General features: G+C 51.1%; 27 protein-coding genes. 13 read left to right on the plus strand and 14 right to left on the minus strand.

Annotated elements, in window-relative coordinates:
- Positions 1–59: 59 nt before the first annotated feature.
- Positions 60–1,175 carry a saccharopine dehydrogenase family protein gene (locus tag C2I18_RS23285; RefSeq protein WP_249898099.1) on the minus strand — a complete coding sequence of 372 codons (1,116 nt, stop codon included), beginning with the start codon at positions 1,173–1,175 and terminating at the stop codon, positions 60–62.
- Positions 1,172–1,798 (minus strand): class I SAM-dependent methyltransferase, encoded by a 627-nt coding sequence (locus C2I18_RS23290; RefSeq protein ID WP_249898100.1) that lies wholly within the window; start codon positions 1,796–1,798, stop codon positions 1,172–1,174. Before C2I18_RS23290 ends, C2I18_RS23285 begins: the two co-directional genes overlap by 4 nt.
- A 235-nt stretch (positions 1,799–2,033) precedes the next feature.
- Here C2I18_RS23290 and C2I18_RS23295 point away from each other — a divergent pair, with 235 nt between their 5' ends.
- Positions 2,034–3,107, plus strand: a complete 1,074-nt coding sequence (locus tag C2I18_RS23295) for a helix-turn-helix transcriptional regulator (RefSeq protein ID WP_249898101.1) — start codon at positions 2,034–2,036, stop codon at positions 3,105–3,107.
- Between the two features lie 90 nt (positions 3,108–3,197).
- A complete protein-coding gene (locus C2I18_RS23300; protein WP_249898102.1) occupies positions 3,198–4,655 on the plus strand; it encodes an amino acid permease in 1,458 nt (485 codons plus the stop codon).
- Here the strand turns inward: C2I18_RS23300 and C2I18_RS23305 are convergent.
- A complete protein-coding gene (locus C2I18_RS23305; protein WP_249902220.1) occupies positions 4,652–5,281 on the minus strand; it encodes a LysE family transporter in 630 nt (209 codons plus the stop codon). The genes C2I18_RS23300 and C2I18_RS23305 overlap by 4 nt on opposite strands.
- 93 nt (positions 5,282–5,374) lie before the next feature.
- Between C2I18_RS23305 and bcbE the strand changes: the two genes are divergently transcribed.
- Positions 5,375–6,658: a bacillibactin exporter BcbE gene (gene bcbE, locus C2I18_RS23310; RefSeq protein WP_249898103.1), complete on the plus strand. Its 1,284-nt coding sequence runs from the start codon at positions 5,375–5,377 to the stop codon at positions 6,656–6,658.
- Between the two features lie 169 nt (positions 6,659–6,827).
- Here the strand turns inward: bcbE and C2I18_RS23315 are convergent, their stop codons facing one another.
- From C2I18_RS23315 to C2I18_RS23330, 4 genes are all read right to left on the minus strand, one after another.
- Positions 6,828–7,349 carry a DUF3231 family protein gene (locus tag C2I18_RS23315; protein ID WP_249898104.1) on the minus strand — a complete coding sequence of 174 codons (522 nt, stop codon included), beginning with the start codon at positions 7,347–7,349 and terminating at the stop codon, positions 6,828–6,830.
- A 79-nt stretch (positions 7,350–7,428) separates the two neighbouring features.
- Positions 7,429–9,096, minus strand: a complete 1,668-nt coding sequence (locus tag C2I18_RS23320; RefSeq protein WP_249898105.1) for a ribonuclease J — start codon at positions 9,094–9,096, stop codon at positions 7,429–7,431.
- 74 nt (positions 9,097–9,170) lie between these two features.
- Positions 9,171–9,806 (minus strand): YczE/YyaS/YitT family protein, encoded by a 636-nt coding sequence (locus C2I18_RS23325; protein WP_249898106.1) that lies wholly within the window; start codon positions 9,804–9,806, stop codon positions 9,171–9,173.
- Positions 9,799–10,245, minus strand: a complete 447-nt coding sequence (locus C2I18_RS23330) for a GNAT family N-acetyltransferase (protein WP_249898107.1) — start codon at positions 10,243–10,245, stop codon at positions 9,799–9,801. The genes C2I18_RS23325 and C2I18_RS23330 overlap by 8 nt, the downstream gene beginning before the upstream one ends.
- Before the next feature lie 123 nt (positions 10,246–10,368).
- On the opposite strand from C2I18_RS23330, the gene C2I18_RS23335 reads away from it, so the two are divergent.
- Together C2I18_RS23335 and C2I18_RS23340 are read left to right on the plus strand one after the other, a co-directional pair.
- Positions 10,369–10,821 carry a MarR family winged helix-turn-helix transcriptional regulator gene (locus tag C2I18_RS23335; RefSeq protein ID WP_249898108.1) on the plus strand — a complete coding sequence of 151 codons (453 nt, stop codon included), beginning with the start codon at positions 10,369–10,371 and terminating at the stop codon, positions 10,819–10,821.
- Between the two features lie 99 nt (positions 10,822–10,920).
- On the plus strand, positions 10,921–11,166 hold the full coding sequence (locus C2I18_RS23340) for a hypothetical protein (RefSeq protein WP_249902322.1): 246 nt from the start codon (positions 10,921–10,923) through the stop codon (positions 11,164–11,166).
- Between the two features lie 8 nt (positions 11,167–11,174).
- Here C2I18_RS23340 and C2I18_RS23345 read toward each other — a convergent pair whose 3' ends face one another.
- Positions 11,175–11,990: a serine/threonine protein kinase gene (locus C2I18_RS23345; RefSeq protein ID WP_249898109.1), complete on the minus strand. Its 816-nt coding sequence runs from the start codon at positions 11,988–11,990 to the stop codon at positions 11,175–11,177.
- A gap of 54 nt (positions 11,991–12,044) precedes the next feature.
- On the opposite strand from C2I18_RS23345, the gene C2I18_RS23350 reads away from it, so the two are divergent.
- Positions 12,045–12,545, plus strand: coding sequence for a GNAT family N-acetyltransferase (locus C2I18_RS23350; protein ID WP_249898110.1), 501 nt, complete (start codon positions 12,045–12,047; stop codon positions 12,543–12,545).
- Between the two features lie 6 nt (positions 12,546–12,551).
- Here the strand turns inward: C2I18_RS23350 and C2I18_RS23355 are convergent, their stop codons facing one another.
- A complete protein-coding gene (locus C2I18_RS23355) occupies positions 12,552–12,920 on the minus strand; it encodes an iron chaperone (protein WP_249898111.1) in 369 nt (122 codons plus the stop codon).
- 219 nt (positions 12,921–13,139) lie between these two features.
- On the opposite strand from C2I18_RS23355, the gene C2I18_RS23360 reads away from it, so the two are divergent.
- On the plus strand, positions 13,140–15,539 hold the full coding sequence (locus C2I18_RS23360; protein WP_249898112.1) for an alpha-L-arabinofuranosidase C-terminal domain-containing protein: 2,400 nt from the start codon (positions 13,140–13,142) through the stop codon (positions 15,537–15,539).
- A gap of 390 nt (positions 15,540–15,929) precedes the next feature.
- Positions 15,930–16,835 carry a molecular chaperone DnaJ gene (locus C2I18_RS23365; protein ID WP_249898113.1) on the plus strand — a complete coding sequence of 302 codons (906 nt, stop codon included), beginning with the start codon at positions 15,930–15,932 and terminating at the stop codon, positions 16,833–16,835.
- Between the two features lie 134 nt (positions 16,836–16,969).
- Here C2I18_RS23365 and thiD read toward each other — a convergent pair whose 3' ends face one another.
- Complete coding sequence (gene thiD, locus C2I18_RS23370; RefSeq protein WP_249898114.1) at positions 16,970–17,782, minus strand: bifunctional hydroxymethylpyrimidine kinase/phosphomethylpyrimidine kinase; 813 nt, start codon at positions 17,780–17,782, stop codon at positions 16,970–16,972.
- Between the two features lie 142 nt (positions 17,783–17,924).
- Positions 17,925–18,827 carry a DUF4850 domain-containing protein gene (locus tag C2I18_RS23375; protein ID WP_249898115.1) on the minus strand — a complete coding sequence of 301 codons (903 nt, stop codon included), beginning with the start codon at positions 18,825–18,827 and terminating at the stop codon, positions 17,925–17,927.
- A gap of 270 nt (positions 18,828–19,097) precedes the next feature.
- Here C2I18_RS23375 and C2I18_RS23380 point away from each other — a divergent pair, with 270 nt between their 5' ends.
- Positions 19,098–20,207 carry a glycosyltransferase gene (locus C2I18_RS23380; protein ID WP_249898116.1) on the plus strand — a complete coding sequence of 370 codons (1,110 nt, stop codon included), beginning with the start codon at positions 19,098–19,100 and terminating at the stop codon, positions 20,205–20,207.
- Positions 20,208–20,285: 78 nt separating this feature from the next.
- On the opposite strand, the gene C2I18_RS23385 is transcribed toward C2I18_RS23380, so the two are convergent.
- The gene (locus C2I18_RS23385; protein ID WP_249898117.1) at positions 20,286–21,386 is read right to left on the minus strand and encodes a glycosyltransferase family 4 protein; all 1,101 of its coding nucleotides are present in this window, start codon (positions 21,384–21,386) and stop codon (positions 20,286–20,288) included.
- Positions 21,387–21,610: 224 nt separating this feature from the next.
- On the opposite strand from C2I18_RS23385, the gene C2I18_RS23390 reads away from it, so the two are divergent.
- Positions 21,611–22,024 carry a YkvA family protein gene (locus C2I18_RS23390; protein WP_249898118.1) on the plus strand — a complete coding sequence of 138 codons (414 nt, stop codon included), beginning with the start codon at positions 21,611–21,613 and terminating at the stop codon, positions 22,022–22,024.
- Positions 22,025–22,400: 376 nt separating this feature from the next.
- Here C2I18_RS23390 and C2I18_RS23395 read toward each other — a convergent pair whose 3' ends face one another.
- Positions 22,401–22,781, minus strand: coding sequence for a winged helix-turn-helix transcriptional regulator (locus C2I18_RS23395; protein WP_249898119.1), 381 nt, complete (start codon positions 22,779–22,781; stop codon positions 22,401–22,403).
- Between the two features lie 142 nt (positions 22,782–22,923).
- On the opposite strand from C2I18_RS23395, the gene C2I18_RS23400 reads away from it, so the two are divergent.
- The 3 genes from C2I18_RS23400 (at position 22,924) to C2I18_RS23410 (ending at position 24,340) form a co-directional block, all read left to right on the plus strand.
- Positions 22,924–23,061, plus strand: coding sequence for a hypothetical protein (locus tag C2I18_RS23400; protein WP_249898120.1), 138 nt, complete (start codon positions 22,924–22,926; stop codon positions 23,059–23,061).
- 176 nt (positions 23,062–23,237) lie between these two features.
- The gene (locus C2I18_RS23405) at positions 23,238–23,654 is read left to right on the plus strand and encodes a CidA/LrgA family protein (RefSeq protein WP_249898121.1); all 417 of its coding nucleotides are present in this window, start codon (positions 23,238–23,240) and stop codon (positions 23,652–23,654) included.
- Positions 23,651–24,340, plus strand: a complete 690-nt coding sequence (locus C2I18_RS23410) for an LrgB family protein (protein ID WP_249898122.1) — start codon at positions 23,651–23,653, stop codon at positions 24,338–24,340. The genes C2I18_RS23405 and C2I18_RS23410 overlap by 4 nt, the downstream gene beginning before the upstream one ends.
- An 8-nt stretch (positions 24,341–24,348) precedes the next feature.
- Here C2I18_RS23410 and arfA read toward each other — a convergent pair whose 3' ends face one another.
- Positions 24,349–25,857, minus strand: a complete 1,509-nt coding sequence (arfA, locus tag C2I18_RS23415; protein WP_249898123.1) for an arabinosylfuranosidase ArfA — start codon at positions 25,855–25,857, stop codon at positions 24,349–24,351.
- Between the last annotated feature and the right edge of the window lie 98 nt (positions 25,858–25,955).

Below are 25,955 nucleotides of genomic sequence, written 5' to 3' on the forward strand. Positions count from 1 at the left end.
TCAGCTGAAACGTGTTTGTTCCGCGGGTCCATTATACTGCAAAAATAAGGCGGATGGCTTTATATTTCCGGTCCGGACCAGACGGAAACCCCATCAATCGGATAATCATGCAGCTCCGGGCCGGGACCGGCTGAGCCTAGCAACAGCTGCGCTCCGGATTTCTTCAGCTTAAACAGCTGCTCGATATGGTATATTCCCGGTGCAAAGGTTCCTGAGCACATGCTTAGCGCAACTCCGGCTGCCACTCTGGCAGTAACGGCTGCTTCATTGTACCCCTGAATGCCCCATTCAGTGAGTACAGCTGTGCCTTGGCGGACTCCGTATGCATCAACTTTGACGGCATATTGTTCAGAACCGAACTTCAGCCTGCTGAATGCTCCCACGGTAAAGTTCCGGATTCTGCGATTGCGGAAGAGGGAGGTCAGACCAAGCTTTTGCAGCAGGGCAATACCGGCCGTGACCGGCCGGGAATCAAAGCACAGCCGGGTAGATACTGAAGGGACGTTAAGGGTTTCAGGCAGGGTCTGCTGGTCAGAAAAAGGAAAACGGTAAGCCGGCCGCTTCCCTATGGGCCCGCCAAAGCTGATAGCCTTCCGGCCGGTAAAGCTGGCTGCGGTTACAGTACTACCTTGCTCCGTCAGCTCAAAGGCGGTTCCCAGACTGTCCACCGTCCATTCAAGAGCGGCCTGGCCGTGGCTGTCCCCCAGTCCCAGCATAATCGAGATATCCAGCTGCTCTGTACTGTCCAATGACTGTGTGGCCTCTTTGGCCAGCAGATTGGTTAATCCGGGGGCCAGACCTACGCTTAGTAAGGCTGTCCCTGGCAGTTTATAGCCATTATCCCCCAGCCTTTGCAGCTGCGTAAGAAAAGCTCCGTTTGCCGTGATATCGACATAATGTGTTCCGCTCTGCAGACAGGCTTCCGCAAAGGAAGTATCCTGCTGGTCCAGACACATGACAACAAGCTTTGTCTGCTGGAGGAAAGCCATATCTGCTTCTCCTGCTGTAAGCTGCATTGGGAGTACCCGGCCGCCGGTTGCCCGGCTGAATTGTTCCGCACGTTCGAGGCTTCTGCCTGCCGCAAATACCCGTCCCGGATACTGTTCCCCGAGCAGGGTGCAGATTTGTGACCCGACATGGCCGTATCCTCCGACAACTACAATATCCGTCTTCATTCTGCGGCCTCTTTGCCCGGCTTAACAGCGAACCAGCCTTCAATCAGGTAGGAGCTGAAAAAGCGCACGGCACCTGTGAACCCGCTGCTGTGGAGCAGATCCTGAAATGTATGCTCCGGAACTGGAAATGAGGTGTTGCCAATGGAGTTCTGAAACCATTCACATTCCTGCTCCGTTATTCCGCCTGCATGCATATGATAGCTCCAAGCTTTCATCTGCAGAGAGCCGGGGATTCTATTGATATCTCCGCATAATGCTGCTGCAATAAGAATCCCGCCGTCCTGAAGACGATCATAAACTTCTTCAAGAAGCTGCTGCTTTTGAGCAGGCTCCTGCAAAAAATGCAGAACCAGGATGCAGGTGGCGGCAGCATACCTTTTGCTATGATCAAGATCCTGTACTGTGCCTTGAGTGAGGCTTATCGCTGCGTTCAGCTGCACGCGCTCCAGCCGCTGTCTTGCAAGCTCCAGCATAGCTTCGGACGGGTCGACGCCGGTCAGCGACCAGTTCCCTCGTGTTCCGAGCGTCAGAAGCTCCTGGCCACCGCCGGCTCCCACGATCAGCAGCTCTGCCTGTGCATCTGATTCACTGTCTAAATGTGCCGCAAGTATATGCTCCATCATTTGTATAGAACGGTATAACCGGGTATTTTGGCGGCAATTGTTGCCTCATAATTATGGACGTCGGGATGTTCCCAGTCTCTAGGTTGATGCGTGGTGTTTTTTTGCATTGTATCGGCTCCTGTCTCTAAGGCTCAATTTTGCGCTCTCCTGTTATAATAAGAGTTAATATTCATTATGAGACTCAGAGCATTATTACGGCTATCCCACTTATCTGGGATAAGGAAAGGACAACCGCATGAAAGAGAGCCAAATGATCAATATACTGAAACAGCTGGACACAGACAGGCAAGAATATAAATGGACATCCAAGGAGTACAGGGAAGCAGTTATCGATAAGCTTCGGAAGGCTGTTCCTTTTACGGCAGCCTGCTGCACCACTACAGATCCGCATACGCTGCTGTCCACTGGTGCAGTTACCGGGCAGGGGCTGACTGAGCTGCATCCGCTGCTGTTCCAGTATGAGTATCTGCGTGAGGATTACATGAAGTATGAGCAGCTGGCAACGGCGACGGTTCCGGTTGCCTGCTTAAGCGGTGTGACGGAAGGGAAGCCGGAGCGCAGCGCACGTTATATGAATGTTTTACAGCCAGCAGGCCTCGGGGATGAGCTGCGTGCGGCACTGGTTTCCGGGGGAGCCTGCTGGGGATTTTTGACCTTGTTCCGCTCGGCGCATGAGCTCCCTTTCCAGGAAGAGGAATGCAGAATCATTGCAGCGGCTGTTCCGTTGATTGCCGCCGTATTGCGGAGCTATGCAGCTGGGCTTCCTTATGATCAGCCGGATACTGTTCCGGAAGACAACGGAATTCTGATTCTGAATGACTCGCTGCTGCAGCTGAGTGCCAATGATGCTGCGAATCATTGGCTGGACAAGCTGCGCCGGCTGGAGGAGCTGGACAGCGGAGTTCTCCCAAGACCAGTTAACGCAGTGTGTCTGCGTGCGCTGGCGGCGGAGATGGGGGACGGAGGAGCATCTGCTCCGGCCAGTCTGTGTCTGCGCCTGGAGAACGGGGCATACCTGACGGTTACAGCGAGCCGGCTGGAAGCGACGGGTGGAAAGAAAGAGCTTGCTGTAACTTTTGTCTGCGCCAAGTCCTCGGACATTTTCCGCCTGCTGGCTGATGCATGTGTGCTGACTCCACGCGAAAAGGAGCTGGCAGAGATGCTGTCCAGAGGCTTGTCGACGAAGGAGCTGGCGGAGTCGCTATACATATCTGCATATACGGTGCAGGACCATCTGAAATCCATTTTCCGCAAAACCGGCGTGACCAGCCGCAGAGAACTGACCACCAGGCTGTTCCCGCATAAATAATCCATTAAATTACCAAAATGAAATAGAGAGGAAAGGGCAGGATATTGAAGGTGACACTTTAGAATCTAACTTAAAGTGAGGATCGAATTCATGAGTAAGCCTTCAGATCAATCCAAAGCGGAGAAAAAGCTTAAATGGTGGCAGCTGTCCCTGCTCGGCGTTGCCGGTACCATCGGAACAGGTTATTTTTTAGGCTCCGGCCTGGCGATTTCAATCGGGGGCCCTGCCGTGCTGCTTGCTTATTTACTGGCGGCTGTGGGCACTTATGTGGTGTTTGATGCACTTTCACGGATGACTGCGCAGCATCCGGAGCAGGGCTCTTTCCGTTCCTATGCCAAAAAAGCGTTCGGCAGCTGGGCCGGCTTCGGCAGCGGCTGGGTGTACTGGTTCTCGGAGCTGCTGATTATGGGCAGCCAGCTGACCGCTTTGTCCATTTTTTCACGGTTTTGGTTCCCGAATATACCGATGTGGGTCTTCGCAGCCGGCTTCGGGTTACTGGGACTGCTGATTGTCTTCTTCGGCAACAAGGGCTTTGACCGTGTCGAAAATGTGCTCGCAGTGATCAAAATGGCGGCGCTTGTTATGTTTCTGGTGCTGGCCGCAGCACTGCTTGCAGGCTGGATCGGCGGAGGAAAATACACGCCAAATGCACCGCTCGGCTACAAGGAGATTTTTCCTGCCGGAGGAATCGGACTGTGGTCTGCTTTTATATTTGCCTTTTATGCTTACGGGGGGATTGAGGTACTGGGCATAATGTCATACCGGCTGAAAAAGCCGGAGGATGCCCCCAAAGCAGGTAAGGTTATGCTGGTTACCCTGGCCACCGTATATATTGTTTCCATCGGCCTTGCGGTGACCATGGTTCCGCTGAAAGTATTTAATCCGAAGGAAAGCCCTTTTGTACTTGCGCTCAGCAGCGATCATCTCGCTTTTGTTCCGCATATTTTTAACGGGGTGCTCATTATTGCCGGCTTTTCGACGATGACTGCTTCACTGTATGCTGTAACCTCGATGATGCTGACTCTGGCACAGGAAGGTGACGCTCCCGGGATGTTCGCCCGCAAATGGAAGGATAAATATCCTGTATTCGCGCTCGGGCTGATTTCCTGCGGGCTGATTGCGGCGATTGTGATGTCGCTGCTCCTGCCGGGAAAAGTGTATGAATACATCACGACGGCCGCCGGGATTATGCTTCTGTATAACTGGTCCTTTATTCTGCTCTCCTCAGGAAAGCTCCTGAAGGCTGATAAGCTCAGCGGAGTCAAACGCTGGATCGGACTTGTTCTGATTGCAGCGGCAGTTACCGGGACCCTTTTTCACAAGATCAGCCGGCCGGGATTCTACATCTCACTGCTGCTGGTAGCCATCATTGGCGCCTGCGATGTTATCGTGCAGCGTATCAAACGAAAGAAGGAAGGCCATGCTGCAGCTGAAGCACCTGAGGAGAAACAGGAAGAAGCAGGAACCGGACACATAGGCAGTTACAGCCCTCCTGCTCATGCCGGTTTCCGGATCAAGGGTATAAGGCTGCGCAGAAGTAAAATTTAAGGCATAAACAGCAGCTTGAAGGCTTCAAATCCGAAGTAAAGCCCAAATCCGACCAGAGACAGTCCGGAGAGGACGGAGATGGCTTTTAACACGGCAGGGGTCAGCAGTTTGCGGAATATGCTTGAGGCGGCAGCCATAGTGACATCCCACAGCAGGATTCCAAGCACAATCGCTCCGCTGTAAATGAGCAGTTGCTGCATCGGATACTCATTAGCTGCTTTGGCAAGTATGGAACCGTAGATGCCGAGCCAAAATAGAATGGACAAGGGATTGAACAGGGACATCAGAAAGCCGGAGAAAAAGGATTTGGTCAGCGTATTCACATTTCCTCTCGTGTCGGCAGTAAGCTCACCGGCATTTTTGATGCTCTCTACCCCAGTGTAGACCAGCACAAAAAAGCCGAACAGCCAAAGAAAGGCTCTGACAAAAGGGGCGTCCAGCAGATGGATAATGCCCATATACACCAGCAGCATGTAAATAATGTCAGCGCTTATCGCTCCCAGTCCGACCATCCAGGCATGCCAGAAGCCGCCGCGGATACCCTTGTCCAATTGCGCCGCATTAATCGGCCCGATCGGTGCGGAAAGTGACAGTCCAAGAAAAATGTAACCGATGAATATGTTGATGGGAACCTCCTCCTTAAACGTTGCTGCAATTAGCTTATTCAACTGGGAGGCTTTGTAGGACATGATGTCAAAAAGAAAAAGGGTGGTCTCTCCATGAAAGGGAAAAAAGGGGCTTTAATCGCGCTTGCCTCCATACCGCTGATCATGACGCTCGGGAATTCAATGTTGCTGCCGGTTCTTCCGCAAATTTCGAAAGAGCTCGGTATTAACGCATTCAAGGTCAGTATGATTATTACGGTATATGGGCTTATTGCTATTGTAATGATTCCGGTTGCAGGTTATTTGTCCGACCGCTACGGTCGCAAAATCGTCATTCTTCCGGCTCTGATCCTTGCTGCTCTGGGGGGGGCAGTCTGTGTCCTGGCCGCATGGTTTATGGATGGCGTATCCGCATACTGGGTAATCCTTGCCGGGCGTCTGCTTCAGGGGATCGGAGCGGCAGGCGCATTCCCGATCGTCATTCCGTTTGTCGGAGATCTGTTCAAGGATGAAAAGGAGGTCAGTAAGGGACTGGGGATTATCGAGACCTCGAATACCTTCGGGAAGGTGCTCAGTCCGATTCTGGGCGCATATTTGGGTACTATTTTGTGGTATGCGCCTTTTATAGCTATCCCGATCCTGTGTCTCTTTTCCTTTGTGCTGGTCATATTTCTGGTCAAAAAGCCGAAGAAGGAAGAGGCGCCGGAGCCCAAGAGCTTACGGCAGTTTTTATCGGAAATCAAAGAAATTCTGCATGAAAAAGGCCGCTGGCTGTATGCCATCTTTGCCATTGGCGGAATCTGCATGTTTGTTACCTTTGCGGTGCTGTTCTATTTATCCGAGACGCTGGAGTCGAAATACAATCTTCACGGTGCGGCCAAAGGATTCGTGCTGGCTATTCCGCTGGCGCTGCTCTGTCTGGCCTCCTATGGAACAGGTAAGGTCATCGGGCAAAATAAGAAGCTGATGAAATGGCTGGGCTTTGGCGGAATGGCATTGCTTACCGCAGCTATGGTTGTCACGGGCTTTTACAGCGGTATTTATTTTATGGTCGGATTATTGAGCTTAAGCGGAATCGGAATCGGTATTGCCCTGCCTTGTATGGATGCGCTGATTACAGAGGGAATTGATAAAGAGAACCGCGGAACGATCACCTCCCTGTACAGCAGCATGAGATTCATCGGGGTGGCCCTGGGACCTCCTGTCGTTTCCCTTCTGATGCCCAGCGGGCATTGGGCGCTGTTCGGGACTATGGCTGCCGTGGGCGCTGTCGGCGGATTATTGACATTATTCGCGGTAAAACCGAGCTCGGGAGAAAAGGGGAAAAGCGGCGGTACACGAAACAGAAGGCCGGCCTCAGTTACAGGAAAGCTTGTTATCAGACAGAAAGCCCGCTGACACGAATACAGAGATGTGAGCCTTGGTCCTGAATACAAACGGACTGAGGCTTTTTTGTTGTTTCACCTGTGAACGGCATAAAAAACTCCCCATATAGCAGCAGGCTTATTGTTCTTTGCCTGTTGACTGTATGGGGAGCGTTTTACAGCTGAAGAGCGATTGTTATTTGTTAGGCTTCAACGGCTTCCGGACGCTTAATTTGAAGCGGCGGAGGAATCAGCCAGCCTTTTTTCTTGTTCATGTGCAGGATTTTCATCCCCAGCGCGGCTTTGGTCGCATGATATTTGCCAAACAGCGCCCCGACATCCTCGCGGATGGCCTGGCCCATCACCTGGCTGCAGGCAACCAGGCCGGCTGCTGTTTCAGCAGCGATTTTTGCAGCGATTTCCTGGTCTGCAAATCTGGCGCCGACCGGAATATCCTCAAGCTTGACTTCGGGTCTGTGCGGCATTGCAGGAGCAGCGGCAATGCCGTTGTCATTCAGCAGCGTGTCACACTCGCTGATTTCCAGCTCCGCCTGATCGATCAGCTGGCCGAGAATTTTCTTCAGATCGTGGTCCCCGGCATGGTTCAAGTAGGCACGGTAACAGGACACTGCGCCCTTCGCCATTGTAGAGGCTGACCAGATGCCGAAAATTTCTCCGTAATGCAAGGGTTCGTCTTTGGGATTACCGCCTAAAATTCCAGTCATAGATAAGCTCCTTTATTGTGAAATGTGAAACAGGAGTAGTATGCCCGTAAACCCAAAGATGTTGCAGCATAATTCTCTGTTACACTTCAATAATAATGGGGAGAATCATCGGCCGGCGTTTCGTTTTTTCATACAGGAATTTGCCCAGCGTATCCTTGATCGTCGATTTCATGACATTCCATTGCCCGAGGTCATTTTTGTTCATTTTGTTCAGCGTAGCGGTAACCAGCTGGTTGATCTCCTCGATCAGGGTTTCGGAATTGCGGATGTATACAAAGCCTCTGGAGATGGTATCCGGCTCGTTCAATAGTCTGCCGTCATTCTGGCTCAAGGTGATCACTGTAATCAGGATACCGTCGGCAGACAGCTGTCTGCGGTCGCGCAGTACGACATTGCCGATATCGCCAATGCCCAGCCCGTCAACGAGAATCTGTCCGGCAGGCAGCCGGGCAGGCTGGCGGACGGTCCCGCCGCTCGACTCCACGATATCCCCGTTTCTCAGGATGAAGATTTTGCTGCTGTCCACGCCGACTGCTTCTGCGAGCAGGCTGTGGTGATGCAGCATGCGGTATTCACCATGAATCGGAATGAAATATTCCGGCTTCATGAGCGTCAGCATCAGCTTGAGCTCTTCCTGGCTGCCATGACCCGAGACATGCAGCTCACTTCTGGAGCCGTAAATCACCTTCGCCCCGAGAATGTACAGATTATCTACAATCCGGGCCACGTTGCGCTCATTGCCGGGAATCGGGTTCGCGGCAATCAGCACCGTGTCCCCGGCTTCAATTGCAAGCTGCCTGTGGCTTGAATTCGCCAGCCGGGATAGCGCGGCCATCGGCTCGCCCTGGCTGCCGGTACAAAGCACGGCAATTCTCTCAGGTTCCAGCTTGGCTGCTTCCGCCGTTTCCACCAGCATGCCTTCAGGAACGTTCAGGTATCCCAGCTCCTGGGCGACTCCGACGACGTTGACCATGCTGCGGCCGAGCAGAGCCAGCTTGCGGCCGGTAAGGGCCGCCGCATCCACAATCTGCTGCAGCCGGTGGACATTGGAGGCGAAGGTGGATACGAAAATCCGCCGCTCCGCCTTCTGGAACGCTTCCTCCATATGGCCTCCTACCAGCCGCTCGGAAGGGGTGAAGCCGGGACGTTCTGCATTGGTGCTCTCAGAGAGCAGAAATCTGACGCCCTTTTTGCCGATTTCCGCCATTTTGTGAATATCCGGGTACTGCCGGTTCACCGGGGTCATATCAAATTTAAAATCGCCTGTATGAACAACGGTTCCCTCCGGTGTATCAAATACGACGCCCAGGCAGTCAGGAATACTGTGGTTAGTTTTGAAGAAGGTAGTGGTAATTGAGCCGAAATTCAGTGCAGAATCTGCATCAATCGTATGCAGCTCTGTCTGGCGAAGAAGGCCATGCTCCTTCAGCTTGTTCTCGATCAGTCCCAGGGTCAGGCGTGAAGCATAGACCGGTATATTGAGCTGCTTCAGCAGATAGGGGATGCCGCCGATATGATCCTCATGGCCGTGTGTGACCACCAGTGCACGAACCTTGTCGGCATTGCTGAGCAGATAGGCAATATCGGGAATGATCAGATCTATGCCAAGCAGGCTTTCATCCGGAAATTTTGATCCGCAATCTATGACAATAATATCTTCGGCGTATTGCAGAAGATACATGTTTTTGCCAATCTCATGTACTCCGCCTAATGCCGCAATCCAAAGCCGGTTTCCAGACATTCGCATGATAAGCTCCTCCTCTTGAATTTGCCTATATTATGCATAAATGCCGAAGGAATTATCCAAGGCTTATAGCAGAACTAAGATACCCGGCCCGTTTTGCCGGATGCGGAATACAGCTTGAGCCTGGAGCCGATATACGGCATGAACAGATTGAGGAGCGGACCGCCCAGCAGGACAGTAGCCAGTGTCCCGGGTCCTATCGGCCCTTGCAGCAGCGCGGCCATGGCCAGAAAAACTACATAAATCGCAGTTCTTGCGCTCAGAATGCTCATCCCGGTCTTTTGGCGCAGAATTAACATCAGCCGGTCCAGCGGAATCGGTGCAAACCGGGCATGCAGGTAGACAGCCGTTCCCAGCCCGATCAGCACAAGCCCTGCTGCCAGACAACTGATCCTGCCGATCAAATGCTCTGGCTGCAGCACAACGGTAACCAGCAGATGCCACAGATCAATGCCGAGACCGGTAATAAAAGCGGTAAGCAGCCCTGAAAATTCAGGCATCTGCCTGACCATCAGCGCATTGCTGAAAATCATGATAAACGCCAGAATGACCTCCCAGCTGCCTATGGTCAGTCCGGCTTGTTGTGACAAACCCACCAGCAGAGCATCATATGGCGATACACCGAGGGAGGACTGGATTGTAAGGGTAATCCCGAGGGAGAGTATGATAATGCCGGATACATAAAGGCTGAATCTGGCCGCAGTGTTACTCATTAATCAGTGTTCTGGTCATCAGGACATGGGGAATGCCGTCTTCCATGAACATTTCTGAGGAAGTAGTGTAGCCAAGCTTGTGATAAAAGCCTTCCGCCTGGGTCTGCCCGTGCAGCTTAACCTTGCTGATCCCTTTGTCTGCGGCAATCTCCTCCAGTGACTGAATGATAACCCTGCCGAGTCCGTATTTGCGGAATGCGGGGAGCAGACAGATTCTTTCCAGCTTGCCCAGACCCTCCACCTCTCTGATTCTGCCGGTCCCTGCAGCCTGGCCGTTATGGTATACCAGAATATGCGTACAGCCGGCATCCAGTGTATCAAAAGCATCGAATTCCTCTTCCAGAGGCACGCCCTGTTCCTTCACAAAAACCTCTTGTCTAATTTCCTTAGCTGCCTGCAGCTGCGGTTCCTCTGTAATGATCACTGTACTGGTATTCAATGCTCTTCAGTCCTTTATGATGGATTTCTTAGGCGGGACAAGTCATAATTCAATTATCCGCTTTATAAAGTTACTCCAATAATGTTGTATATGCAACAAAAATATAAACTGGGAGTTTTGCAGATGAAAGAAATCCTCCGTGAAATTGGAATGATCGCCAGGGCGCTTGATTCCATCAGCAATATTGAATTTAAGGAAATTGATCTCACCCGGGGGCAATATTTATATTTGGTACGGATCTGCGAGAACCCGGGCATTATTCAGGAAAAGCTTGCTGAAATGATCAAGGTGGACCGTACAACGGCCGCCCGGGCGGTGCAGAAGCTGGAGCTGCAGGGGATGATCGAGAAGAAAAGTGACGGGGAAAACAAAAAAATCAAAAAAATCTACGCCACTGACAAAGGCAGGGAGGTCTACCCTTTTCTGATGAGAGAGGGGAATTACTCCGACAGGATGGCTCTGCAGGGGGTTTCTGACGAAGAAACAGAGACGCTTTATAAGCTTCTTGTAAAGGTGAGAAAGAATGTGGAGGCCGACTGGGAGCAGGTGAAAAAGGGGCACAAAAGAGATTATTAAGCCACAAATTTGCACATGGGCAAAAAATATGGTCTAATTTTTATATAATCTAATCCCCAGCATTTCAGTCTGCATAAGAATAATAGAGGAGGCGATTTTATGTTCAAAAAGCTGATACAAAAGGTGATTCACTCTGCCCAGAATTCGGGACACCACAAGCATTCCAGCAGTCACCGGGGAAGGAGAGGGAACGCTCATTATTCCAGTTCCGGTAAAAAGCGCATGTCCTACCGTTATTCCAGCAGCGGTTACAGGCCGAAAAGAGGCAGCTCTTCAGATTACCGTCACGGCAGCGGGCATAAGGGGCATAAATATTACAAGAACAGATACGGAAGCTCCAGCTGATTCTTTCCTCAGCGGAGCCCCGGAAGAATCCGTTCCAAATCGGAGACGAACCCGGAAGTGTCCGGATAAGGGTTGCCTTCTTCAAGCAGCCTGAGGAGAATTTCCCTGAGTTCACCGGAGAGCTGTAATTCTTCCATCCAGCCTGCTTCCGGAGCATCGGGTTCAGGGCTGAATTGAGAGTAAAGCATGAAAAGCATCAGATGTCCGATATCATATAAATCCGACTGTATCATGGCAGGCTTTGACGGTGTTGTACTGTTGAAGCCTGCTTTAATCTGCTTATAAAGATCCGAACCGCTGTTACCGAGCGGAGCCGAAAGGCCAAAATCGATTAAATAGAGCTGATCTTCCTTCATAATTACGTTCGGTATACGCAGATCGAGGTGAACAAAACCTTTATCATGTATATATTTCACGCGCTCCATCAGCTGCAGCGTCCAGTTTACGGTATCTCTTTCCCCGAACGTCCTGCCTTCTGCAAAAATGGAGTCCTCCAGCGTTTTCCCTTCGATATAATCGATTACTAGCGATACAGAGCGCTTTTCTTCAAAAAAGTCCCGGCAGGCCGGAATGAAGGGATGCTCAAGCGCTGACATCACTTCTTTTTCCCAGGCCAGCATTTGCTGCCCGGTTCCTTTCTTGCTCGGCTTGGCCTGCTTGACCGCTACGGTCTGCTGATGCTGTTCATCCAGGCACCGGTAAGTAATACCGTAGCTGCCCAGCCCGATGGGCGATATCACTTTGTATCTGTCACCGATATAACTTCCAGGCTGAAGGGGATAATCTGTCCAAGCCTGGAGAAATCCTTTAATATATTTGTACACGCCGATTAACCCCTTTGTGTGTAAAACCGGATCGAATAGGAGAGAGTTGTGAACATGAATAATAATACAACAGTAGTATACCGGTTTAGCCGGATGGAAGAGCAAGAGGCAAGACAAATTGCGGATTGGAAATACGAGCCCCCGTATTCCATGTATAACTCGAACGATCCGGAAGATATCGGGGAGCTGATGGACGGTTCCTATTACGCTGTACATACCTATGACCATGAACTGATCGGTTTCTTTTGCTTCGGCCAAAATGCCCGGGTTCCCGGAGGAACGGAGCAGGGATTGTACACAGGAGACCATGTGCTTGATATCGGGCTTGGGCTGAAACCGGAATATACGGGAATGGGACGCGGACTTGGTTTTCTGAGAGCAGGTCTTGACTTTGCCGCAGCCGAATTTAAGCCTGATAAATACAGACTGACTGTCGCCGCATTTAACAAGAGGGCTATCTCCCTGTATCACACCGCCGGATTTAATGTCATAGGTGCCTTCATCAAGCAGAATCCGGGCAACAGCATGGAATTTGCAGTCATGGAATTAGGCTGATTATAATTACCGCCAAAAGGTTGTACAGTCTGCCTTATCCTCAATGTTAAACCGGATCATTTGCTCAAGTAATGCGTAATCAACCGGCCCGTTCCACTTGATGCGTACCAGCTCTTTGGTGTGATCATAGCCTGCCTGCACAATGTCCCCGCTAAACCGGTTAATCCCCGCCTTCTCCGGAGCGACAGCCAAATGCTGCTTGGAAACGCTGAAGCCTATGATAAACGTCCCGTGGTGAGTGAACATAGGCTGTTTCCAGGCGATTTTGGGTTCAAGTTCGGGGAATGTCTCCGATACCCACTCCAGTACCTCTTCCGTCCGCTGCCTGTTCTCCGGGTCAGCTATCTGTGCTGTGAACTCCGCAAAAACCTCCATAATGTTTCCTCCTGTACTGGATCATTTTATTCTTCCGCAAGACGCCCGGACACGATTAGTATAACAATGATTTATATCACTTGCCAGAACTGCGGGTTAACGGGATTCAGTTGACGAACCGGAAGTGAAGCACCTATAATAATTAGTGTATGTACTAACTAATTAATATAAATGTTAATGTAATTGGACAACGTTTACTAAGCTAAGGGAAGCGGTGAAATGATGGAGACAAAAGCGGCTTTAAAGGTACTGACAGGACAGAAGGGCGCGGAGTTGGGTGATCTCTTCGGAATTTTCTTTGAGGATCTCAATCATGCGGCAGACGGGGGGCTCTATGCCGAGCTTGTACAGAACCGGTCATTTGAATTTGATCCTATCGACAATAAGGACTATCATGCATTAACAGCCTGGGAGGCTGTGCAGCGGGGGAATGGACAAGCTAAACTTACGGTAGAAGACAGCCGGCCTTTAAATGAACGCAACCTGCATTATGCAGTCATCGATATCGTGGAGGAAGGCAGCGGTGTCGGAATTATGAATCTCGGGTTTAACTCGGGGATTCCGGTCAAGGAAGGCGGGCAATACCAGTTCTCGATGTACGCCCGCCGCGACGCAAGCTTTGACAGCCCCTTAAGCATCCGGATTGAAAGCGCTGACGGCGGGGTTCACGGAGAAACCTTCATCACGGTGAACAGCACGGAATGGGCCAAATATGAGGGCGTTATTGAGGCAAAAGCTACCGATTACAGCAGCCGGCTTGTTGTTCTGGCCAAGGGGAGCGGCAGGGTGTACCTGGATATGATCTCGCTGTTTCCGGAAAAGACATTTTTGAACAGACCCGGAGGCCTGCGGGAGGATATTGCGTTGCTGCTTAAGGATATGAAGCCGAAGTTCATGCGTTTTCCGGGCGGCTGCCTTGTCCATGACGGCTCTCTGAACCCGGATGACCGGGATTCGATGTACAGATGGAAGAACACGCTCGGTGATGTAGCCCAGCGGCCGGCCAGACGCAACAACTGGAGCTATAACCAGACGCTGGGGCTTGGCTATTATGAATACTTTCAGTTCTGTGAGGATATCGGTGCCAAGCCGATCCCGGTTCTGCCAGGGGCGTATGACCCGCATCATAAACGGATCGTTCCGGTCGGTGAGCTGAAGCCGTGGATCGATGATGCGCTGGATCTGATTGAGTTTGCGAACGGGGATACAAGTACGAAGTGGGGCGGTATCCGGGCTGAACTCGGGCATCCGGAGCCTTTTGGACTGGAATATGTCGGTATCGGCAATGAAGAAGTGGGTGAGCCGTTCTTTGAACGGTATCCGTATTTCCACAGGGCGATCAAAGAGAGATATCCTGATATTAAAGTCATCAACTCAAGCGGACCGTTCTCGGCCGGTGCGGAATATGAGCGGGGCTGGAACTCTGCCAGAGAACATCAATCCGATCTCGTAGACGAGCATTACTATTCCAGTCCGGAATGGTTCCTCGCCAACCACCACCGTTATGATCATTTTAAAGGTGATGAACCGAAGGTTTTCCTGGGGGAATATGCTTCCTGGGGCAATACCTACTATAATGCGCTGGTGGAAGCTGCCTTCATGACCGGCCTGCAGAACAATGCCCATGCGGTAGGACTGGCCTGTTATGCGCCTATGCTCTGCAATGTGGATTATGTCAACTGGAAGCCGGATATGATCTGGTTTAACAATCATGAAGTATACGGTACAGCCAATTATTATGTACAGAAGCTGTTCATGAACCATCAAGGGGATCACTTGCTTGGAGTTGAAGCTGAAGGGTTCGCGCCTCCACAGACCAGCGGCAATCCGCCGATTACCGGAGCGCTGACACTGGCGGTGGATGCTGCTTCGGCCAGGTTCTCCGGGATTACCCTGACGAATAATTTGACGGGTGAAGTGAAGACATTCGGCAGCTCCTCATCAGGGATTACAGTGTCAAAGCTGCCTGACCCGGCGCTGAACGGCAAGGATCCTGAAGTGTTTGAGCTAGGCGTAACCGATTGGGAACAGTATACGCTGAAGCTGAAGGCCGTACGGACTGCGGGGCATAAGGGGTTCCGGATTTATTTTGGCAAACAGGATGAAGCAAATCATCTCTTCTGGGAGATCGGCGGCTGGCAGAACCAGGATTCCATTATTACCTCAATTGTGCAAAACAGGCACACTGCCCTGACGCACACAATGTTCACTGTGGAAACTAATGTGGAATACGATCTGACACTGGAGGTATCAGGAAGACATATCCGCTCCTACATCAACGGAGAGCTGTTCAACGAGACGGAGGATAAGCTTCCGGTCATTGAACCTCTGTACTACACGGCAAGCCGGGAAGAAGCAACCGGAGACATTATTCTTAAGGCTGTAAATGTTCAGGGGCAAAGTATTGCAGCAGACATCGGGCTAATTGACTTGCCTGGTGAAGGCATCAATATTGAAGTTTATGAATTGTCCGGACACCGTCCCGAAGACGAAAATAATTTTGAGCAGCCGGCGCTGGTCTCGCCCAAACAGCACAGCCTAAGTGCTGCTGGCAGCAGCTTTAGTTATGAATTTCCCGAGCAGTCCGTTACGGTTTTCAGAATCAGCCCGAAATCTTAATTGTTTTTAGACCTTACAGCAGAGCCCCCAACTCCGGAGAGAAGGGGGTTTTGTTATTTTAATCAGGATTCGATGTCAATTATGGTCTCCATAATTCATTCAGCGGTTTAAAGGAATTTTTCACGGTCATAAACAGAGATTGCTACATCTTCACGGACCGCTTCTTTGAGGTATGGCATGGCGGCGATGAGGGTTTCGGTAGTGTTAATAATTTTCTCTCCTCTTATGTTACCGGCAGGTGCAGTGTTAAATTTGACCGCTTTACGTTTCCTGAAGCAAAAATTGTGTCGAAGGCCAGTAAAATATATAATATAGAGGTGGACTTTGATTACAGAGATCCTGCAGAAGCATAATAGAGCGGGGATCATACATACCAAAGGAGAATGGAATGTGAATGAGAAGCTAAAGCAAGCATATGACAGGCTGGGGCTGCCTGAAAACGTATCCAGAGAAGAGATTAATAAACGGTTTGATCTGCTGCTCAAACGGCGGCGTTCCAAATCAAAGGATGAGGAGAGATCGGCACCGGAGGAGGATTTTCAGGCCTTCAAATTCATCCTTGATACGCTGGATAAGCAGGAGATTCAGGAAGCCGAAGAGCAGCGGCTGGCGAAATACGGCAAGCTGTCCGGAGCTGCAAGCAAATGGGAAGACTTCATGCGGCTCTACAAAACTCATGTGATCATCTCGGTTATTGCTATCATTGTTCTTGCTGTTGCAGGAAATGCTATTTATAAGAATGTGCAGCATAAAAAATATCTGGCTTCCCTGCCGCCGCTGGATGCAACGATTATGTTCCTCGGCAATTTCGGCGTACAGGACCCCGACGGGCAGACGGCTGCGCTGGATCAGGCTATTGTGGAGCAGTATCCGGAATGGAAGCGTGTGGAGACCAATATGGTCTATCTGCCGCGGACGGGACCCGGTGTGGACAGCTTTGATATGAATTATATGCAGAAGGCTGTAGTGGAGCTGGCTGCGAACCATCCCGACATCATTATTCTGGATGAAGCAACACTGCAGTGGATCGGCGGACAGGACGGATTTCAGAATCTGGAATCCCTTGTCACGGACGGGACCTTGTCCAAAAATGACACCCGGCTGAAGTGGGGAACGAATGAAGAGAGCGGCGAGGAAGAGCTGTATGGCGTGGATATCATAGATTCGGAGTTTGTAAAGGCCCTGCCGATCAACCATGCTACCGAAGAAATGATCATTGGTGTACTCGGTGAAGATGCCGTGGATAAGGCGGCCGGCCTGATCAAACATATCACTGCCAAGAGCAGCGGGGAGTAGGCTGAAGCCTGTTTGTCCCAATAAAAATAACCCGTGTCCCCCAGTAAACCAGGGACACGGGTTATTTGATTTACAGCTGAATTACAAGTCCGGAAGACAGGCTGGTAATTCCGCCTGCTTCAAGGAGGCTTGTCTTAGCGCTCCAGCCGGTAGCCGCCGTGGAACACAGGGCCGACATATTGATTGAATGCATACCCATTCCGGATTGCCGCCGAAACAAAGTCCTTGGCTTTGGCAACCGCTTCTTGAACAGACAGGCCGTTCGCCAAGCCGCCGGTGATGGCAGCCGCGAAGGTGCAGCCTGCCCCGTGGTTATAGGCCGGTTCAATTTTGGCAGTTTCCAGCACGGTGAATTCGCTGCCGTCGAAGAAGATGTCAATGGCCAGGTCACCGCCGAGGGCTTTACCGCCCTTAACGACAACATTTTTGGTGCCGAGCTTGTGGATCAGGCGGGCAGCTTCTTTCATTTCGTCAATGGTGGTCAGCTTGCCGAGACCGGAAAGAACGCCTGCTTCGAACAGGTTGGGAGTGGCTACGGTAGCCAGCGGAAGCAGCAGATCGCGGATGGCGTTTGCACTCTCCGGATTCAGCACCTCGTCTTCCCCTTTGCAGACCATTACCGGGTCAATGACAACATTAGTCTGCAGGTTGTCTTTGATCGCTTTTTCTGCAACCTGTACAATTTCCACGCTTCCCAGCATACCGGTCTTCATTGCGTCCACAGGACCGCCGGCGAAAATCGTTTTGAGCTGCTCGGCAACAAGGGGAGCGTCAACCGGATAGACATTGTGATGCCAGCCGTTGTCCGGGTCCATGGTTACGATAGTGGTTAATGCGCTGAAGCCGTAAGTGCCGTACTCCTCAAAGGTTTTGAGATCGGCCTGAATGCCTGCGCCTCCGCTGGAGTCACTGCCGGCAATGGTTAAGGTTTTGATGATTTTGTTCAAGGGTAACGTCTCCTTCTTGTATATAAATGGTCGTACTCTGATTCAGAAGAATCCATACTCCCGATATTATAACAAAAATCATTGTCAGCGTCCGCAAAAATGCGGTTTTCAGCATATTGCTTTGTGCGGAGGCGAAAACACTTCATTCCGATACGGCTTTTGCATCTGCTGCAGGAAGGTCCAGTGCACCATGATGGGCTGTGAAGAAGCCGATAACCGGTTCCAGCAGTGCGGCTTCAGGAGAACCGGCAGACAGGCGGAGTTCGATCCGGCGGACCCTATGCCCCCATTCGCCATCCTCATAATAGGCAGCGCCTTCGCTCAAATAACCGTCCTGGCCGGCTGCAATCGAATAACGGACAGTCCGCAGGTCTGCGCCCTCCGTGCCCAGCAGATAACGGTCTGAGAATTCCAGCGGCTCATAGACAGGGAATCCGTGTTCCTCCGCCCAGGCGGACTTTTCCGGGAAATAAGTGCCGATATCCGAGATCGCGCAGCCCTGGCAGCTCCAGGTATTATCATAGTAGGTGAGCGTCTGCTGCGGCTGATCCGGATCCTCAAAGGTCACTCCGTAAGAACCGTTGGCACCGGTGTTCGCCGAAGGGATCCAGCCAGCCGGAGCAAGCAGCAGATAACCGCTCCCGTTATCGGTGAAATAGACTCCTGCCGCCTGAGGCTGATTCTCCATTGAAGGCAGGAGCGGATAGCTCATCCCGGGGAGGGCAGGCAGTGCTGTATGCACCGGCCTGGTGCCGTCATCCAGACTGGGGACAGATTTTATGAATAATAAGGGCAATGTAACCGCCTTGCCGTCATTGCTGGATGAGGGGAATTTAAGAATCAGGTTCTTTGTATTATCGGGTGCAGTGCTTGGGACAGCATGTGCGGCTCTGTCTGTCGTGATAGCGGCTGATCCGTTATCACCGGACCCGGCAGATTGGTTAGTGCCGGTACAGCCGGCCAGCAGACCCGCGGCCAGCATGAGCACGGCGGCATAAGTGAGCAAGTGTGATTTTATGCACTGCGGATTTTCCGGTTTATTCACTTGAGTCTCATTCCTTTTCAGCATACTGTGTTAAGATGGGACTGACGCCATATTTGTTCCAATCTTAACCACTATACTATTTTTACATATGAAAGCTTTTGCAATTTTGTAATATACAGGTGACAAATCTAACATCCGGACGGACGGCAGCACAGAGGTTGAATGCAATCCGCAGGTGTATTGGGTAAGAGCAGGGGTCCTTGTTCTCCTGAGATGCATATCTTTATAAAAGCTCAGATTTACCGCGATATAAGGAGGGACCAGAAGTTCATGATAGACATCAGCCTGTGCATGATCGTCCGCAACGAGGAGAACAGCCTGCCGCGCTGCCTGGCTTCGGTGGAGGGGATTGCCGATGAGATCATCCTTATAGACACCGGCTCAACGGACAGGACCAAAGAGATTGCAGCTTCCTTCGGAGCGGTGATTTACGATTTTACCTGGATCGATGATTTTTCGGCGGCCCGGAATTTTGCATTCAGTAAAGCTACAAGAACTTATATCCTCTGGCTTGATGCCGATGATTATCTGAAGGAGATTGACCGGGAGCGGTTCAGGGCACTGAAGCAGAATCTGCCGGACGGCATTGACAGTGTGAATATGCAGTACAATCTGGCTTTTGACGCGGAGGGCAACGTTGTTACGTCTTTACGCAGGAACCGGCTGGTCCGCCGCAGCTGTAACTTCAAGTGGATTGGGCCAGTGCATGAATATCTGGAGGTCTACGGCCCTGCTTACAGCAGTGATGTGTGCATTACCCATGACAAAGACAAGGTCTACACAGACCGTAACCTGAGGATTTATCAAAAGCGGGTTGAGGCGGGCGAGGTGTTCTCCCCCCGTGACCAGTACTATTATGCCAACGAACTGCGCGAGCACGGAATGGACGGGGAAGCCTGCCGCTATTATGAGCAGTTCCTGGAGGATGGAAAAGGCTGGATCGAAGATAATTATATGGCCTGCCTGCGGCTGGCAGAATGCCGTGAACGGCTGGGAGACAAGCAGGGTGTTTTTGACGCATTGTGCAGGACGCTGCAGTATGATTTGCCACGGGCTGAGTTCTGCTGCCGCCTCGGAGCCTGGCATCTGGACAAAGGGCAATTGAATCAGGCAGTCTATTGGTATGAGCTGGCGGTCCAGCTGCCGAAGCAGAATGATTCTATGGGGATAAATAATGAGGCGTTTTCTACCTGGCTGCCCAATCTTCAGCTGGCATTATGCTATGACCGTCTGGGGCAGCACGAAAAGGCAAATGCTTTTAATGAGACAGCGCTGAGATATTATCCGTCCCATCCAAGCATGATGTACAACCGGAATTATTTCAAAAACCTGCTGGGTGACAAATACAAGGAGCCCGGACAGCCGGCACAAGAACAATAAAATGCAAAAAAAGAGGCTTTTCTTACTATTCAGGTAAGGAGCCTCTTTTTTGTTATTGTCTGCGTCAGCAGCCTATGTTCAGCCGTCTGCTCTGAAGTAACTGTTCCTCAGGGGCATAACAGCTCTTGAAGAAATGCCGGACGAAGCGGTATTCATAAAATTAAGGACAGCCTGTTCCATAATGCGGACGCTGTTCTCCCAGGTCCATTTGACCGAATCTGCTTCACCCTTCGAGGCAAGCTTGATTCTGAGCGGATGATTCTGAGCCAGTGTAATTATATCCTCAGCCAGCCGGTTTTCATATCTGTAAGACAGCAGGCAGTTCTCGGCATGACGGGCATATTCCAGATTGCCGCCCGAATAGACGGACACCAGGGCAGCTCCGCAGCGCATGGCCTCCAGCCCCGGCATAGAGCCGGTATCGAGTGTGCTGGAGCTGACAAAGATATCGGCGCTGTTATAGTGGTAGCACAGCTCTTCATCATTCAGCGGGGTATAGAACCGGTATTTGCCGCCGGCTTTCATAGCCTGCAGTGTATCCGAAGAGTAGAACTCATCAGGCGGACTGATGAAGTTGATATTCACACCGGGAAGCTGTTGTTTAACCATATCAAGCTGCTGGATCATATAATCCTGTTCCCTGTGCCAGGAGAACGTGTCCTCATTTTTACGGAGAATAGCTGTAATGTTCAGCGGCTCCTGCAGCATATGCCGGAAATGGTAATTCTTAAACGCTGAACTGATGCCTACGGGGACAATGCTGCCTTTGATTCCATGATTGATCTCAATTAATTCCTGCTGCCAGTGGGACAGTACGATCAGGTTGTCCGTAATATGGTAGCTGGGGAAGGAGATGTTATTCTCCGGCAAAAATACAGGCTCATAACACAGCGAGAGACGGACATGGAGTCCCTTGCCGTTTTTGCTCGCAGCCTCTGCCACAGGAACGGTTGTGTAAAAATTCGAAACGATGACGTCGCTGACCGGAAAATCAGATTCCCGCAGCACTGTATGCGGAGTCCGCAGCAGCGTAGAATGCACTGTATAAGACACGGCGCCTTCCAGGGGCATAAGGATCACAACCTCATGGCCCAGCCGGGTGAGGCCGTTGGTCAGCTCTACAAGCATCCTTTGGGCGCCGCCGTGGCATAAGGTGAGAATGGGGAATGTGAACCTCATCGCTGATCCGTCCCTTCTGATTAAGCTTTGGTTACCCGTATGTATACTATTTTATTCGTGGCAGGCAGTGATGGTGAGCGGATTTATACAGGCCAAGTAACAGATGGCAAATGCATTTACACGGCCGTCCGGCTGAGTGGCAAGTCAGGTGAAGGCCGGGTTTCGCAAATGGTGAGAGGCGGGTTATATGATAATAGGGAACGACCCAGGAGGAGGGATTGCTGATGAACAAAAATGGAGACAAGTTTGCTGCGGAGCTCGCAGTGGAGGATTTCAGATACAGCGAGAAGAACGAAAAGCTGGTAAAAAAGAGCTTTTGGAGCAAAACGAAGAAATTTGCCGGCAAAATACCGTTTACCAAAGATGCAGTTGCTATGTATTACTGCGCCATCGACGCTAAAACCCCGATGTGGGCCAAAGGTATCGCCTTTGGTGCACTGGCTTATTTCATCTCGCCGATTGATGCCATTCCCGATGCGCTCATCGGATTGGGGCTGACGGATGACGCGGCCATTATTGCCGCCGGCGTCCGGGCCATTGCCGGCCAGGTAACCGACGAGCACCGCCAGAAGTCTGAGGAGTTTTTTGAGCAGGAGCCAGGGAAAGCAGTGGATAAGAATTCACAGATGCAAAGCTAAGCCGGGGCATGGAAAACTCATAAGTGTTCGCGAAAAACCGAGTATAATGGGCCACGGCGAAGGGAAAGCAGCAAATTGTAAGTGAAAAACCGAGTATAATGGGCCACGGCGAAGGGAAAGCAGCAAATTGTACACGAAAAACCGAGTATAATGGGCCACGGCGAAGGGAAAGCAGCAAATTGTACGTGAAAAACCGAGTATAATTGGCCGCTTCGAAGAGAAAGCAGCAAATTGTACACGAAAAACCGAGTATATTGAGCCACGGCGAAGGGGAAGCAGCAAATTGTATGCGAAAAACCGAGTATATTGAGCGATAGGCCATTCGATTCAGGTTAACAGTTATTGCTAAAAGGTGCAGCCCCGGCTGCACCTTTTTTTAACTTTCTGCAGTTACGCTGCCCTTGGACAGCTGCTTGGTTTTGTATTCCTCGCCCCAATCCCGCATCAGCCGGATGATCGGAATCAGCGTACGTCCGAATTCAGACAGCGAATACTCGACCTTGGGCGGCACCTGATGATACACTTCCCGGTGGACAACGCCGTCCTCTTCCAGCTCACGGAGCTGCAGAGTCAGCATACGCTGGGTAATGCCGGGACATATTCTCCGGAATTCATTGAATCGCTTCTTCTCGTCCATGAGATGGTACAGCAGCACGCCTTTCCATTTCCCGCCGATGACATCCAGAGTGAATTCAACAGGGCAGGCTGTTCCCTGTCCATCCGGGCATTCACCGAACCCGCCTTTTCTGTTACGCATAATTACCCCACCTTAAAGTATCGATTTGTATACTACATAACATAAATGTACGTACCAAAATTAAGCCTATGTACTCTACTATTATGCATGTAAGCAGAAGCCAGTCAATCGAAACTTGCTGGGATGAAAGAGGGTCTGATTAATGGAGACCACTGCGTTAACCAAACAAGAGATCCTGTCCGCTTTTGAATTCAACACGCCGCAGACAAAACACGGCAATCATCCGGACAGGTTATTCAAAGGGTCTGAGCAGGATCTGCAGCTTGAAAACCTAAATTAAAAAACCTCTCTGCCGAAGGAACGGGTGAGAAACACGGTTCCTTGAAAGAGAGGTTTTTTTATGAAAATCCTTACAAGTGTCGAAAAATAATTGAAAATTTGCTGAAAGTTCTGATAGTCTAGAGGAGTAAGGATTACATAGGATTTTCAATTTAGGATTGAAGGGATTCCTGCTGTGTGAAAATTATCCGTATTATTGCTGAAGTTGCTGTATTGTATGTGTTCTTTCTGGCTGGAGAGTATCTGCAGAAGCTGCTGCATCTCCCGGTTCCGGGCAGTATCGTCGGCCTGCTGCTGCTCTTTGTATTGCTCCTGCTCAAGATTGTGCCGGTAAAGCTGATTGAGAACGGCTCTTCATTTATCATGGCGTACCTTCCGATGTTTTTCATTCCGGCAACCGCTGGAATTATGAATCATCTGGATATCTTCAGCGGCAGAGGCCTGCTGCTGATCGGCATTCTGGTGGTAAGCAGTATAATTACGATGGCTGTAACGGCTCATTCCAGCCAGTGGATTGCCTCCCGCAGCGCGAAGGGGACCGGCAGACGCAGTTACCGCCGCACCCTTCTGAGAGAGAAGGGCAAGGAAGCATGAAATATCTGATTGCCGCCGGCTTTATCCTGCTCACTGTCGCTGTTTATATCCTGATGTCCATGCTTTACAAGCGTTACCGTCTTCCTGTTCTTTTGCCGGCGCTGACTGCGACTTTTACAGTTGTGGTGCTGCTGCTGGGCTTTGATATTTCCTACGACACGTACATGACCGGGGGAGAATGGATCAACCGTCTGCTGGGACCAGCGGTTGTGGCGCTAGCTTACCCGCTCTACAAGCAGCGCAATGTGCTCTGGAAGAACCTTCCGGCAGTCCTCGGCGGAACAGTTACAGGACTGCTGGTCGGAATGTTCAGCGGGCTGCTGCTGGCCGCATGGTTCGGATTCTCCAAGCTGTATGTGCTGTCTGTACTGCCCAAATCCATTACTACCGCCGTAGCCATCCAGATTTCGGGAAGTCTTGGCGGAGACTCTTCGCTTACCTCAGTATTCGTGATGATTGCCGGATTCACCGGGGCGATCGGCGGTCCTTATATTATCCGTGCGTTCAAAATCCGCGGTGAATCCGGCATCGGCATCGGTCTGGGCACCGCGTCCCATGCGCTTGGCACGGCCAAGGCGCTGGAATATGGAGAGCGCGCTGTTTCCATGAGCTCAGTGGCGATGACGGTGTGCGCCATTGTCGGTTCCATCGCCTCGCCGTTCGTCGCCTGGATTGTCTATCATTAAGCTCCGGCTTAACTGTTGACCTTCAGGCGGATGACGTTCCAGGAAGCTTTCGGAAGGAGGGCAGTGACGCTGCCTTCCCCGGCTGCTGCATTTCCCCGGTTGTGAGGCAGCACATTGCCGGGGTTGCTCCGTGTGTTGCTGGCATGAATATCTTCATGTTCAAGTACAGTATGCTGGAGGACGCTAACGTTCTTGAAGCTGCGAAGATCAAGGGTAAACTCCATGCCTTCAGTCAGATGGCGGTTTACCGCAAAGACAGTAACTTCTCCGAGTTCTTCGTTATATACACTGACTGCTTCGAGATAAGGTACGTCCGTGAAATCCTTGGAGTCATACACCGGACTTGTAATCAGCGGGTGCAGTACCGTACCGCGGCCGTAGAGCGATGCATGCATATAAGGGTAATAAGTCGTTTGCAGCCACAGCGGACCGCCGTTTTCGGTCATAATCGGAGCAATAACATTGATAAGCTGGGCGATACAGGCCATTTTAACCCGGTCTGCATGCTTTAGCAGTGTAATGAGGCAGCAGCCTACGACTAGGGCATCCTCCATGTTGTATTCATCTTCAAATTCAGGCGGCGCAACCTGCCACAATTGATCAGCGCGGCTCGTGCCCTGGGTTTTCCATACGTTCCATTCATCGAGCGAGAGGTAGATTTTCTTCTTGCTTTTCTTTTTAGCCTTGATATAGTCGCACACGGCTGCTACACTGCTGATGAACTGGTCCAAATCCAGTGAGCGGGCCAGGAAATTCGGCGTGTCATCTTCATGGTTGTTATAGTACTGATGCAGCGACAGGAAGTCCACGTTATCATAGCTGAGATCAAGGACTGTGGCTTCCCACTCGGCAAAAGTAGACATGCTGCTGCCGGAGCTTCCGCAGGCTACGAGCTCAAGAGAAGGGTCGACCCAGCGCATCGCTTTGGCGGTTTCGTTGGCGAGTCTGCCGTACTCTACGGCTGTTTTGGCGCCAATCTGCCAGGGACCATCCATCTCGTTGCCCAGACACCAGGTTTTGAAAGCATGGGGCTCCTTGTAACCATGGGAAATCCGCAGGTCACTCCAGTAAGAGCCGGAAGGATGATTGCAGTATTCTACCAGATTTCTCGCTGCATCAATGCCGCGGGTGCCGAGGTTAACGGCCATCATGACCTCGGAGCCGGCCAGCTTGGCCCAATCCGCGAATTCGTTAGTACCGATTTGATTTGTCTCAGTGGTCCACCAGGCTAATTCAAGAGAGCGCTTACGGTCAGCTTTTGGACCCACGCCGTCCTCCCAGTTGTAGCCGGAGACGAAGTTGCCGCCAGGGTAGCGGATGATCGGGACGCCTGCTGCACGCACAGCCTGCAGGGTATCACCGCGAAAGCCGTTTTCATCGGCGGTCGGATGCTCAGGGTCATATATGCCGCCGTAGACTGCCCGGCCCAGATGTTCAATAAAGGAACCATACACCCGCGGATCAACCTCAGCCAGCTTGAAATCTTTGTCGACGATCATTTTTGATTGTATTGTCATTGATATACACTCCTTCGCAAGGGATTAATAATAATATTAATTGATTCACCTATTTGATGATTACATAATACGAATGAACCACTATAATAAGCAATATA

Origin of the sequence: Paenibacillus sp. PK3_47, assembly GCF_023520895.1 — a bacterium.
Taxonomy (GTDB): Bacteria; Bacillota; Bacilli; order Paenibacillales; family Paenibacillaceae; genus Paenibacillus_AQ.